Source organism: Nocardia altamirensis NBRC 108246 (genome assembly GCF_001612685.1).
Taxonomy (GTDB): domain Bacteria; phylum Actinomycetota; class Actinomycetes; order Mycobacteriales; family Mycobacteriaceae; genus Nocardia; species Nocardia altamirensis.
Genome location: NZ_BDAY01000016.1, coordinates 28,499 through 41,181, shown reverse-complemented (window position 1 = coordinate 41,181; position 12,683 = coordinate 28,499). Strand labels below are relative to the sequence as shown.

Sequence of the window (12,683 nt, the reverse complement as noted above, 5' to 3'; positions counted from 1 at the left end):
CAGCAAATCATGTGCAACAGATTGGTTACTTCCCGTGCCGTCAGGTTCCGATGACCTCGGGACCGGGCATACCATCCTCCGGCTTCTTCGGCGCAGGCCGCGGCACGACCGCCAAGATCGCCTTTTCGATGGCCGCTCTGCGCTCGGGGCCGTCGTCGGCGCCGAGGTCGACGCAGAAGGTGTCGACCACCGCGGAACCCATGGTCACCACCTTGGCCCAGCGCACGTCGGCGCCGCACTCCTCCAGCGCGGCGGCCAACCTGCTCAGCACGCCGATGCGATCCTCGGCACGCAATTCCAGCAGCACCTGACCCGGCACCGAGGTGCCGGACCAGAGCACGCGCGGCTGGGCCTGCGCGAATTGGCTCGGCCCGATACCGCCCGCCTCGCGCTCCCGTTTGACCAGGAGCGCGGGCACGTCCATGTCACCGGCCATGGCGCGGATGAGTTCCTGGCGCAACAGTCCCGCATCCGGCGGGTCACCGAACTTGGGCGAAACCACGAAAGCGTCGATGGCGGAATCACCTTCGCCACCGAGCGAGGCCGAAAGCACCCGCAGCGAATGCAGCGCGAGCACCCCGGCGGCGTCGGACAACAACCCGGCCTTGTCCGGGGCGATGACGGTGACCGCGTAGGTGTGCTTGCTCTCCCCCGGTTTCAATTCGACGTGCACGCCGCCCGCTTTCGCCTTCGCGATCAGCTCCGGCGCGATGGGTTCCGGCGTCGGCAGCTCGCCGCCCGCCATCACCAGTCGGCAACGGCGGACCAGATCGCCGATGAGCGAGGCCTTCCAATCACCCCACACGCCGGGCCCGGTGGCCAGCGAATCCGCTTCGGCCAGGGTGTGCAACAACTCCAGCAGTTCCGGATCACCGCCGAGCGCGTCGACCACGAATTGCACCGTGTCCGGGTCGGCCAGGTCGCGCCGGGTCGCGGTATCCGGAAGCAACAGGTGGTGGCGCACCATCGCGCTGAGCGTCCGCACATCCGAGGGCCACAGGCCGAGCCTGCGGCCGATGTGGTTGGCCAGTTCCGCCCCGACAATGCTGTGGTCGCCCACCCGGCCCTTGCCGATGTCGTGCAGCAGCGCGCCGAGCGCAAGCAGATCCGGCCTGGCCACGCGGGTGCTCATCGCGCTCGCGTAGGAGACCGTCTCCATCAGATGGCGATCGACCGTCCAGGTGTGCAGCGCGTCGCGCGGCGGCAGGTCACGCACGGCGCCCCATTCCGGAAGCAGCCTGCCCCACAAGCCCGTTCGATCGAGCGCCTCGATCGCGTCGATGGCGCCGCGGCCTGCGCCGAGCAACACCAGCAGGTCGTTGAGGGCGTCCTTGGGCCACGGCTCGCGCAGCTCGGGGGCGTCCTCGGACAGTCGATTGAGGGTGGTCGCCGACATCGGCAGCCCGGTCTGCGCCGACGCGGCAGCCACCCGCAAGATCAGCCCGGGATCGCGCTGCGGCCGCGCGTCCCTGGCCAGCACCACCTCACCCGCATGCTCGACCACCCCCTCATCGAGTGGTCGCCGCACCGGCATGCGGCGTAGGCGCGCCAGGCCGCGACGCGGCAAGGCGTTGGCCGCGGTGCGCAACCCGACATCCACCGAGTAGCTCACCGTCCGCGCCGAATCACTCAGGGTGCGCGCAAGATCGAAGCGGTCGCCGATCCGCAGCGCCGCCCCGATCTCGTCGGCATCCTGCGCCCGCAGCTGGTCACGGGCCCTTCCCGCGACTCGGTGCAGTTCGGTGCGAACGTCCAGCAACCGTCGATGCGCCTGTTTCAAGCCGCCACCGGGCACCTCGGGACCGAGGCCGGGCATGGCGTCGGTCAACTGGGCGATGGCCAGCGCATCGAGGAGTTGGATGTCACGCAGTCCGCCGCGCCCGTTCTTGAGATCGGGCTCGGCCCGATGCGCGATCTCGCCACTGCGCTGCCACCTGGCCTCGGCCTGGGCGATGAGTTCGTCGAACCGGGAACGGATCCCGGTCCGCCATTCCCGGCGCACACCGCCGATCAGCAGATTGCTCAGGTCCTGATCACCCGCGATGTGCCTGGCCTCTAGCATCCCGAGCGCCGCGATCAGATCGTCGGACGCGACCCGCAGCGCCTGCGGGACGGTCCGCACGCTGTGATCGAGCTTGATGTGGGCGTCCCACAACGGATACCAGAGCTGGTCGGCGACCTCGGCCACCCTGGCGGGATCGACGTCGTCGTGCAGCAGCACCAGATCGAGATCGGAGTACGGCAGCATTTCCTTGCGACCGAGACCACCGACGGCGACAACGGCGAGGCCGCTCTCCCTGGTGATGCCGAGCTCGACGGCTTTGCCGGTGATCCACAGCTCGTACAGGTCGACCAGGGCCTGTCGCAACGATTCGGCGTCGAGTCGTGGATTGCGCGGCACCCCACCGTCGAGCAGTTGGGCGCGAGCGCGGACCAGATCGGCCGCTCCGTTGGATACCTTGCCGCCGTTGGTGTCTCCGGTGCCGGTCCGACCACCGTCGTGCTCACTGCCCACAACCCACCGCCCATTCATGCAGTGCGGCCCCGCCCCGACCGGAGCTCCGGTGGGAGGCGAGGCCGCCACGCTAACAACGATTTTCGGTTACAGCGCGTCAGAACCGCGTTCGCCGGTCCTTACCCGGATGATCGCCTCGACCGGCGTTACCCAGACCTTGCCGTCACCGATCTTGCCGGTCCGCGAGGCTTCGACGATCACCTCGACGACCTTGTCGACGGACGCGTCGTCCACGACCACCTCGACCCGGACCTTGGGCACGAAATCCACGGAGTATTCGGCACCGCGGTAGACCTCGGTGTGACCCTTCTGGCGGCCGTAACCCTGCACCTCGCTGACGGTCATGCCGAGCACGCCTGCCTGCTCGAGCCCGGTCTTGACGTCCTCGAGTGTGAACGGTTTGACGATTGCGGTGATCAGTTTCATGTTCGTCATGCCTCCTTGACGGCCGAACGTGCCGTGCTACCCACAGCGGCGAAATCGTAGGCGGTTTCCGCGTGCTCGGACTCGTCCAAGCCAGCGGACTCGCCTTCCTCGCTTGCGCGCAGCCCAATGGTGAACTTCACGATATAGGCAATGATCAGGCTGGCGATGAAGGAGAAGGCAAGTACCGCACCGGCACCAACCGCCTGACGCCACAGCTGATCGATGCCGCCGCCGTAGAACAGGCCGGTCTTCGCGGCGCCCATCTCGGGCGCGGCGACCAAACCGACCATCAGGGTGCCGACGATGCCGCCGACCAGATGCACGCCGACCACGTCGAGCGAGTCGTCGAAGCCGAACTTGAACTTCAGCCCGACCGCGAGGGCGCACAGCGCGCCTGCGACCGTGCCGACGGCGAGCGCGCCGATCACGTTCACCGAGGAGCAGGACGGGGTGATGGCGACCAGACCGGCCACGATGCCCGAGGCCGCGCCGAGCGAGGTCGGATGACCGTCACGCAGCTTCTCCACCAGCAGCCAGGCAAGCATGCCCGCGGCGGTCGCCACGGCGGTGGTGACGAAGGTGGTGCCAGCGAGGCCGCCGGAGGTCAGCGCCGAACCCGCGTTGAAGCCGAACCAGCCGAACCACAGCAGGCCGGCGCCGAGCATGACGAAGGGAAGGTTGTGCGGGCGGAACGCGGTGGTCGGCCAGCCCTTGCGCTTGCCGAGCACCAGCACGAGGGCCAGCGCGGCAGCACCGGCGTTGATGTGCACCGCGGTGCCGCCTGCGAAGTCGACCGCGAGCAGCTTGTTGGCGATCCAGCCGCCCTCGTGGATGACGTTGCCGTCGGCGTCCTTGGCGTCGAAGTCGAAGACCCAGTGCGCAACCGGGAAGTAGACGACCGTGACCCAGATACCCGCGAAAAGCAGCCAGGCACCGAACTTCAGGCGGTCGGCGACCGCACCCGAGATGAGGGCAACCGTGATGATGGCGAACATCAATTGGAAGGCGACGAACACGCTCATCGGAATCGTGCCGAGCAGCGGAATGCCGGTGGCCGCGGAGGTGACGGCGCCGCTGGCGTCCTTGACCTCGGCAATGGCGTTGCCGCCGAGGATGCCTTTCAGGCCGAAGAACTGCGATGGATCGCCGAGCACGCCGAACTTGTTGTCACCGAACGCCATCGAGAATCCGTACAGCGACCACAGCACTCCGACGAGGCCCATGGCGCTGATGCTCATCATGATCATGTTCAGCACATTCTTCGACCGGACCATGCCGCCGTAGAAAAATGCCAGACCAGGCGTCATCAACAACACCAGGGCTGAGCTCGCCAGCATCCATGCGGTGTCACCGGTATCCGGTGCACCGGTAAGGGGAAATGCCACCTTAATGTCCTCCTCATCTCGGGCCCTGCCGACTCCGGCAACTGGACCTGACCAGAAGGGTGCTCACTCGGTGTTTCATCCGAAGAGCAGTCGTGTTTCCCCGACGTGAACGGATGCGGCAGTTGTGTTGCCTTTACGTTTCGCGATTTACACCGTGAGTTTGCGCGCAACTTCGGGGCACGCTCCGGACAAAACGGAAACATGGTTACCGGCGGGTATCAGCAGCAAACATTCGGTGTGCGGTGCGCTGCACCGCACAAGCACACCGAATACCGCGCGCCGCCCCGAGATGCGGCGAGCATGCCGGCGCCTCAGCCGAGCAGCGCGTCCACGAAAGCGCCCGGCTCGAACGGAGCCAGATCGTCGGCGCCCTCGCCGAGGCCGACCAGCTTCACCGGCACACCGAGCTCGTGCTGCACCTGGAAGACGATGCCGCCCTTGGCCGTTCCATCGAGCTTGGTGAGCACCACGCCGCTGATGTCGACCACGTCGGCGAACACGCGCGCCTGCATCAGGCCGTTCTGGCCGACGGTCGCGTCGAGGACGAGCAGCACCTCGTCGACCGCGGCCTTCTTCTCTATCACGCGCTTGACCTTGCCGAGTTCGTCCATCAGGCCGGTCTTGGTGTGCAGGCGGCCAGCGGTATCGATGAGAACCACGTCGACGCCGCGCTCGATGCCGGCGCTCACCGCGTCGAAGGCGACCGCGGCCGGATCGGCCGCCTCCTTGCCACGCACGGTCTCGGCGCCGACCCGCTCACCCCAGGTCTGCAATTGATCGGCAGCGGCGGCACGGAAGGTGTCTGCCGCACCGAGCAGCACGCGCCGCCCGTCCGCGACGAGCACGCGCGCGAGCTTGCCGGTGGTCGTGGTCTTTCCAGTGCCGTTGACGCCGACGACAAGCAGGATCGACGGGTGATCCGCGTGCGGCAACGCCCGGATCGAACGGTCGAGCTCAGGGCGCAGCGCCTCGATCAGCACATCGCGCAGGACCTCGCGGGCCGCGTCGGTGGTGCGCGCGCTGCGCGACGCCATCTCCTCGCGCAGCCGCGCCACCACGGCGGCGGTGCTCGCGGTGCCGAGATCGGCGAGCACCAGGGTGTCCTCGACCTCCTCCCACGATTCGTCGTCGAGGTCACCGCCGCCCAGCAGGCCGAGCAGGCTCTTGCCCACCGCGTTCTGCGAACGGGCCAGGCGGCCGCGCAGTTTGATCAGGCGGCCTGCGGTGGGTTCGATCTCTTCGAGCGGGGCGGGAGCTTCGGCGCCCGCGGCGGTGTCGGGTGCGGCGGCTGGAGCGGTGCTTGCCTCGGCGGTGTCCGCAGCCGACTCGGCCGCTGCCGTCTGCGGCTCAGCGGCTTCTGTTCCACTCGGAGTCGAATCAAGTCCGCTCGGAGCGGCATCCGCTTCAGACGGAGTTGTTTCTGTGGCCTCCGGAGCTGTCGTCGTGTCCGCCGAGGCGGTCGCCACACTCTCCGGTGCGGTCGTCGCCGTCTCCGGCGCCTCGGCGACATCAGCCTCGGGCAGCGGGACATTCGTGATCCCCCGCTTCGGCGCATCGCGCGGAATCGCCGCGTCGTCGCCGACGTGCGGCTGACCGTCCGTGTCGGTCCGCTCGATCACCTGCGGCTCGGGTTCGGCGGTCGCGGTGCCACCGCGACTGAAACTGAACCCACCCGACGCCGCGTAGCCGCCGGACCGATCCGTCAGCTCCTTCTCGGCAGACGGCGGCGTCAGCGACACCCGGGAGCGCTTGTACCGGACAAAACCGACGACAAGCACGACGAGGAGCAGAGCGGCAACCGCGGCGATCAGGATCCAAGCTTCGGGACTCACGCGCCCATCCTTGCAGAACGCCGCAGCCCGCTTTACCACGCCGCTCCGGCCGGAAGACACAACCCCTGAGATTTCTTGTCCTGCGGAACTTCTCGCGACGTGCCAATAGGATCGGCGACGTGACCGATCGAAACGTGCTTGGGGGGCCGCTGGAAGAGTGCGGCGCCGATCCTCTCACCGGCTTCTACCGGGACGGCTGCTGCAGCACCGGGCCGGAGGATCTCGGCAGCCACACCGTGTGCACCGTCGTCACGGCCGAATTCCTGGAGCACCAGGCGTCTATCGGCAACGATCTCAGTACGCCGCGGCCGGAAAACAACTTCCCCGGCTTACAACCGGGCGACCGGTGGTGCGTCGTTGCCGTGCGCTGGCTACATGCGCACGAGGACGGTGTCGCCGCACCCGTCGTGCTGGCCGCGACCCACGAAAACGCCCTGGAAGTGATCTCCATGGACATCTTGCGCAAGTACGCGGTCGATGTCCCCGACGACGTCAGCGACCTGTTGTAAGTCCCAGACCGTGCCAGGCAGCCCGGGCCACCCTCCGGCTGCCGGTTTTCTGCCGTCCGTCGCCCGGCAGCGACGGTCGCAGGCGACCTCTGTCGCTTTTGCGCCGTGTGATCTCTCTCCCATTCAGGGCAACTCGGGCATCACACGCTCACCGGCGCGTGGCAGCGACCCTTTGCCGATGTGCCTTTTGACGGCAGGCGGCCGAGCAATACCGAGGACGACGGCCGGTTCCGGTATGCCGTACTCCCGTGCCACACACGGGGCAGCGGTGTGCAGAGTCCTCGGTTTCGTTACGTCTCGCCATTTCGTTACGTAGATCGGCGTCTGCCGCTGAATTCGTGACACCCGGCACGGCGCGCATGGCGTCCAGGACCATCGCGGCAGCACGGGCGAGGCCGCCGTCGGTCGGCTGAACTCGCTGGATGGCAACACATCCGGTGAAGATCGCCAGCACGTCCGAGACCTCGATGTCGGCCCGCACCGCGCCTTCGCGTTGCGCGGCCGCCAGCAATGCCGCCAAGGCTCGGTGGAACCGCTCCCCCGCACTCATCAGCAGCGCCCGCGGCCAGCCGTCATCGGATTGCACCAGATCGCACAGCGCCTGGTTACCCGGCGTCGACGTGACCACTTGGTGGCAGAACGCGAAGAAGGCCGCGCCCGGATCCGGTGACCCGAGCCGGTCGGCGGCCAGCGCGGCGAGCCGATCGACCCGCTGCTGCATAACCGCTTCCAGCAGATCGACTTTCGTCGGGAAATGCCGGTAGACCGTGCCCGCGCCGACCCCGGCCCTGCGGGCCACCTCGGCCAGCGACACCGAGGGGCCCTGCTCGGCCAGTGCCCGCTGCGCGGCGGCAAGAACCAGCGCGCGGTTGCGCCTGGCGTCGGCGCGCACCGCAGGCGCCTCGTCGATGATGTCGGTCATTTCGTTACGGCCCTCTCTTGCACGACCTGGCCAAACGGGCCAGCGCACCCGTAACGTCCGAATACGGGTCAGCCGACCCGATTCTATCGACAGAGAAGGCACGCATGTCCCCTCAGCACCACCTCGTCCTGGTCACCGGCGCAACCGGCAAGCAGGGCGGCGCGACCGCCCGCAAGCTGCTTGCCGACGGCGCGGCCGTCCGGGTACTGGTCCGCGACCCGAATGCGCCTGCGGCCCAGGCATTGGCCGCCGCGGGCGCGGAGCTCGCCGTCGGCGACTTCGACACGCCCGACAGCCTCCGCGTCGCACTCGCCGGAGCCACCGCACTTTTCGCGGTGCCACCCGCCACCTACGGCGCGCAAGGCTGGGACGCCGACCTGGAAGCCACCCGCGGCGTCGCCCTCGTCACCGCCGCCCGCCGCGCGGGCATCGAGCAGATCGTCTTCACCGGCATCGGCTCGATGAGCGACGACACCTCATGGGGCGCAAACGGAAAGGAGCGCATCGAAGAAGCCGTCGCGGCCAGCGGCGCCCACTACACCCTGCTGCGCCCGGTTCGCTTCATGGAGAACTACCTGCTGCGCGGCATGCCGATCGACGGCATCGTCGACGGCGTCCACCGCCACCTGTTCCCCGCCGACCGCCCGATGAAGGTCATCGCCCTCGCCGACATCGCCGACATCGCGGCGCTGGCGTTCGCCGACCCGGACCGATTCCACAGCCGCACACTCGAACTCGCGGGCGACTCCCTCACCCCACCCGCGGCCGCAACGGCGATCACCGAGACCACCGGCCACCAGGTCCGTTACCAGGAACTCGACGAATCCGACGCCGCCGCACTCGGGGACATGATCGCCCACACCTGGCGGCTGATGCGCGACTCCGGCGGCTGGCGCGCCGATATCGCCGCCCTCCGCGAAATCCATCCTGGCCTGCGCACTTTCGACACCTGGCTCGCCGAAACCGGTGCCGCCCAGATCAAATCCCTCCTGGACAGCGACCGAGTCGGCGCGCGCTAGCTGGCGGCGCCCACCGGGGTCAGGTTCTCGCCGCGCAGGCGCTGCGAGATGACCTGGGTGATGCCGTCGCCGCGCATGCTGACGCCGTAGAGCGCGTCGGCGATCTCCATGGTCGGCTTCTGGTGGGTGATGACGATCAGCTGGCTCTTCTCGCGCAACTGCTCGAACAGCCCGATCAGGCGGCGCAGGTTGGTGTCGTCGAGCGCCGCCTCGACCTCGTCCATCACGTAGAACGGGGACGGGCGGGCGCGGAAGATGGCCACCAGCAACGCCACCGCGGTCAACGACTTCTCGCCGCCGGAGAGCAGCGACAGTCGCTTGACCTTCTTGCCCGGCGGCCGTGCCTCCACCTCGATGCCGGTGGTGAGCATGTCCGACGGGTCGGTGAGCAGCAGCCTGCCCTCGCCACCGGGGAACAGTTTCGCGAACACACCGACGAATTCGCGCTCGACGTCCTCCCACGCCTCGGTGAACACCTGCAGGATCCTGGCGTCCACCTCGGCGACCACCTCGAGCAGGTCCTTGCGCGCGCTCTTGACGTCTTCGAGCTGCGTGGACAGGAAGTTGTAGCGCTCCTCGAGCGCCGCGAACTCTTCCAGCGCAAGGGGATTGACCTTGCCGAGGGTGGCGAGGTCCTTCTCGGCGCGTTTGGCGCGGCGTTCCTGGGCGGTCCGGTTGAACGGCATCGGCGCGGGCGCGGTGACCTGTTCACCGCGCTCCTTGGCCTGCTCGTACTCCTGCCACTCCAGGTCCGACGGCGGCAGCGGCACGTCGGGGCCGTATTCGGCGATCAGGTCGTTGAGGGCGATGCCGAACTGCTCGGAGATGGTCGTCTCGAGCTGCTCGATGCGCAGTGCTGCTTGGGCTTTGGCCACCTCGTCGCGGTGCACCGCGTCGGTGAGCTGGGCCAGCTGGGCCGACAGCGCGCGCACCCGCTCCTTGATCTGCTCGACCTGACCGGCGACCTCACCGCGGCGGCGGACCAGGTCGTCGCGCCGCGTACCCGCCTCGGCCACCACCTTTTCCAGTTCCGCGGCGACCCTGGCGCCGGATTCGGCAACCGCCGCAGCCACTTCCGCCGCCTTCTTACGGGACGCCTGGGCGCGTTCGGCCCGCGCGCGGGTCTCGCGTTCGGCCCGCGCTGCCCTGCGCAACGAATCCGCCTTGCCGCGCACCGATTCCGCGCGTTCCTCGGCGGTGCGCACCGACAGGCGCGCCTCCACCTCCATCGACCGCGCCTCGGCCAGCGCGGCCGCGGCCTCTTCGCGTTCGCGGCCCGCGGTCTCGGTGCCCGCCGAGGTGCCGTCGGCGTCGATGTCGCTCTGTTCCATCTCGGAATTGCGCAGCCGGTCTTCGAGTTCGGCGAGCTCGGCCAGCGATTCCTCCCGGCTGTCCTCGATCTCGGCGCGCTGGGCATGCAGCCGCTCGTTGTCGGCCTGTGCGGTGCGGGCCGCGTGGCCGAGCCTGCCGAGCCGGTCGTAGATGGCGACCAGCGACTGGTCGGATTCGTGCAGCGCGAGCAGCGCCTGGTCGACGGCGTCCTTGCGGTCCGTCTGTTCATCGAGCGCGCCGGACAGCGCGGCCTCGAGCTCCTCGGCCCTGCGCTGCGCCGCAACGAGATCGGCCTTGGCCGTGTCGATATCGGCCTGGATCTCCAGCTGGCTCGGGGCGCGATCGGATCCGCCGAGCAGCCAACCGGTTCCGGTGAGGTCGCCGTCGCGGGTCACCACCCGCACATCGGGCCGCGCCGCCACCACCTGGCGGGCGGTGGCCAGGTCGTCGGCGACCGCGATACCCGCGGTCAACGCCATCATCGCGGCGCGCACGGTGTCGGGGCACTCCACCACATCGGACAACCAGCGGGCGGCACCCGGCAGCGGACCGAGCTGTGGGCGGCCGTGCTCGGCGGCACCGAAGACCAGCGCGACCCGGCCACCGTCGGCGTCTTTCAACGCGCGCACCGCGGCGTGCGCCGACTCACCGGTGTCGGCGGCCACCGCGTCCGCGAGCGGACCGAGCGCGGTGGCGACCGCGGCCTCGAAGCCGCCGTGCACCCGCAGCAGTCCGGACAGCGGCCCGAGCAGACCCTGCGACCGATGCTCGACCAGCCACGCCGCACCGTCGCGGCGAGCCAGGTTCATGCCGAGCGCTTCGATGCGCGCGGTCAGCGACGCGACCCGCTTGCTCGCCTCGCGATCCTGTTCACGCAGTTCGGTCACGCGTTGATCGGCCAGTGCCAGGGCCTGCGTTGCGTGCTCGTGCTGTGCGTCGAGGCCCGCCTCGCCGGCATCCAGCTCGGTGAGTTCGGCCTGCACCGTGTCGAATTCGGCCTGCGCGGCATCGCCGCGCTGCCTGGCGTCGGTGATCGCCGTGGTCAGCCTGGCGATCTCGGTGTCGACCGACTGGGCCTTGCTGCGCAGCGTGTCGACCTTGCCTGCGAGCCGGGCGACGCCCTCGCGACGATCGGCGATCGCCCGCACGGCGGCGAGGTGCGCCTGCTCGGCAGCTTTGGCGGAATATTCGCGTTCGGCCAGCGCGTCCCGTGCCGCCTCGAGTGTTTCGGTCGCGATCTCGACCGCCTCGCGCAGCTCGGCCTCTTCGGCCTCCACCCGCTCGGCCTCGGCCTCCAGCTGTTCGGGGTCACGCCCGCTGCTGACCGGAGTGTCGGTGTCGAAATGGCGGGCACGGTCCTGCGCGATCCTGATGGTCGCGTTCACCCGCTCGGCCAGCGCGGAGAGCTGGAACCAGATCTGCGCGGCGGCATCGGCGCTCGGCGTCAGCCGGGACAGCTGGAATTCCTGCTGTGCCAGTGCGGCATTGGCGGCGTCGAGCTCGCTCTGCACGGTGATGTGCTGTTCGCGCGCGTAGGCTTCCTTGCTCTGCTGGCTCTCCAACTCCCCGCGCCGGGTCACCAGGTCGTCGGCGGCCAGGCGCAGCCGCGCGTCGCGCAAGTCGGCCTGCACGGTCTGGGCGCGGCGGGCCACCTCGGCCTGCCTGCCGAGCGGTTTGAGCTGGCGGCGTAGCTCGGTGGTGAGGTCGGTGAGGCGAGCCAGGTTGGCCTGCATGGCGTCCAGCTTGCGGACCGCCTTCTCCTTGCGCTTGCGATGCTTGAGCACGCCTGCGGCCTCTTCGATGAACGCGCGCCGATCCTCCGGGCGCGATTCCAGAATGGCCGAGAGCTGGCCCTGCCCGACGATGACGTGCATTTCTCGACCGATGCCGGAGTCGCTGAGCAACTCCTGCACGTCCATCAGGCGGCACGAGCTGCCGTTGATCTCGTATTCGCCTGCACCGTCGCGGAACATCCGGCGGGTGATGGACACCTCGGCGTAGTCGATCGGCAGCGCGCCGTCGGAGTTGTCGATGGTGAGGGTGACCTCGGCGCGCCCGAGCGGAGCGCGGCCCGCGGTGCCCGCGAAGATCACGTCCTGCATCTTGCCGCCGCGCAGCGCCTTCGCGCCTTGCTCGCCCATCACCCAGGTGAGAGCGTCGACCACGTTGGATTTGCCGGATCCGTTCGGACCGACCACGCAGGTGATGCCCGGCTCCAACCGCAGTGTCGTCGCGGACGCGAAGGACTTGAAGCCCTTCAACGTCAGGCTCTTGAGATGCAAGTCGACGACCTTTCCGTGTCCAATTCGCGGCCTTCGCCGTCCCTCCGTGGTGACGCAAGCCGCCGCCTCCGGGCCGAACGCTCAGTCCGTGGTGCCCAATTCGCGGCCTTCGCCAGGATGCCCTACCGGCCCCTGTGGTTGTCACGTGCACTACTGCGACGAGCCCATCGCGCGGGCCGCCATGTTCTGCCTGGTCAGCAGACGCGGCGACCAGTCATGGTATCCGTCTGATGCCGAATACCCCGGACGCGGGACAGCCAACGCGGCCGAGGAGCGGTTCGGCGATACCCGTAGGTTATCGAGTTATCCCCCGATATCGCGTATTTCGATGTGCCCGGAGTTTGCCGGACGTGTCCTGCCCAGTGTCCACCTTCCCGGATCTGGTGGTGTGACGACGCGCCAGCGGCCCTGCGGGCCGGTAGCGTGACCGCCCGTCGCGAGGCGGTCCAGGTGAAGAACTC

At 68.8% G+C, this 12,683-nt stretch carries 8 protein-coding genes; 2 read left to right on the top strand and 6 right to left on the bottom strand.

The window, feature by feature from the left end:
* Positions 1–40: 40 nt before the first annotated feature.
* The 4 genes from NA11_RS11105 to ftsY form a co-directional block, all read right to left on the bottom strand.
* Positions 41–2,533 carry a [protein-PII] uridylyltransferase gene (locus tag NA11_RS11105; RefSeq protein WP_439957058.1) on the bottom strand — a complete coding sequence of 831 codons (2,493 nt, stop codon included), beginning with the start codon at positions 2,531–2,533 and terminating at the stop codon, positions 41–43.
* Between the two features lie 69 nt (positions 2,534–2,602).
* Complete coding sequence (locus tag NA11_RS11100; RefSeq protein ID WP_069161855.1) at positions 2,603–2,941, bottom strand: P-II family nitrogen regulator; 339 nt, start codon at positions 2,939–2,941, stop codon at positions 2,603–2,605.
* A gap of 5 nt (positions 2,942–2,946) precedes the next feature.
* Positions 2,947–4,326 carry an ammonium transporter gene (locus NA11_RS11095; RefSeq protein WP_069161756.1) on the bottom strand — a complete coding sequence of 460 codons (1,380 nt, stop codon included), beginning with the start codon at positions 4,324–4,326 and terminating at the stop codon, positions 2,947–2,949.
* A gap of 311 nt (positions 4,327–4,637) precedes the next feature.
* Positions 4,638–6,158 (bottom strand): signal recognition particle-docking protein FtsY, encoded by a 1,521-nt coding sequence (gene ftsY, locus NA11_RS11090; RefSeq protein ID WP_069161755.1) that lies wholly within the window; start codon positions 6,156–6,158, stop codon positions 4,638–4,640.
* A 119-nt stretch (positions 6,159–6,277) separates the two neighbouring features.
* Here ftsY and NA11_RS11085 point away from each other — a divergent pair, with 119 nt between their 5' ends.
* The gene (locus tag NA11_RS11085; protein ID WP_014987060.1) at positions 6,278–6,667 is read left to right on the top strand and encodes a DUF2237 family protein; all 390 of its coding nucleotides are present in this window, start codon (positions 6,278–6,280) and stop codon (positions 6,665–6,667) included.
* Between the two features lie 148 nt (positions 6,668–6,815).
* Here the strand turns inward: NA11_RS11085 and NA11_RS11080 are convergent, their stop codons facing one another.
* Positions 6,816–7,589, bottom strand: a complete 774-nt coding sequence (locus tag NA11_RS11080) for a TetR/AcrR family transcriptional regulator (protein ID WP_069161754.1) — start codon at positions 7,587–7,589, stop codon at positions 6,816–6,818.
* A gap of 104 nt (positions 7,590–7,693) precedes the next feature.
* On the opposite strand from NA11_RS11080, the gene NA11_RS11075 reads away from it, so the two are divergent.
* Complete coding sequence (locus tag NA11_RS11075) at positions 7,694–8,608, top strand: NmrA family NAD(P)-binding protein (protein WP_084654514.1); 915 nt, start codon at positions 7,694–7,696, stop codon at positions 8,606–8,608.
* Here NA11_RS11075 and smc read toward each other — a convergent pair.
* Entirely contained in the window at positions 8,605–12,222 is a 3,618-nt protein-coding gene (smc, locus tag NA11_RS11070) for a chromosome segregation protein SMC (RefSeq protein ID WP_069161753.1), read from the bottom strand. The genes NA11_RS11075 and smc overlap by 4 nt on opposite strands.
* Positions 12,223–12,683 lie beyond the last annotated feature (461 nt).

Coding starts and splice junctions, on each gene's coding strand:
- NA11_RS11105 (WP_439957058.1), bottom strand. CDS start 2,533: ATGAATGGGCGGTGGGTTGTGGGCAGTGAGCACGACGGTGGTCGGACC.
- NA11_RS11100 (WP_069161855.1), bottom strand. CDS start 2,941: ATGAAACTGATCACCGCAATCGTCAAACCGTTCACACTCGAGGACGTC.
- NA11_RS11080 (WP_069161754.1), bottom strand. CDS start 7,589: ATGACCGACATCATCGACGAGGCGCCTGCGGTGCGCGCCGACGCCAGG.
- NA11_RS11075 (WP_084654514.1), top strand. CDS start 7,694: ATGTCCCCTCAGCACCACCTCGTCCTGGTCACCGGCGCAACCGGCAAG.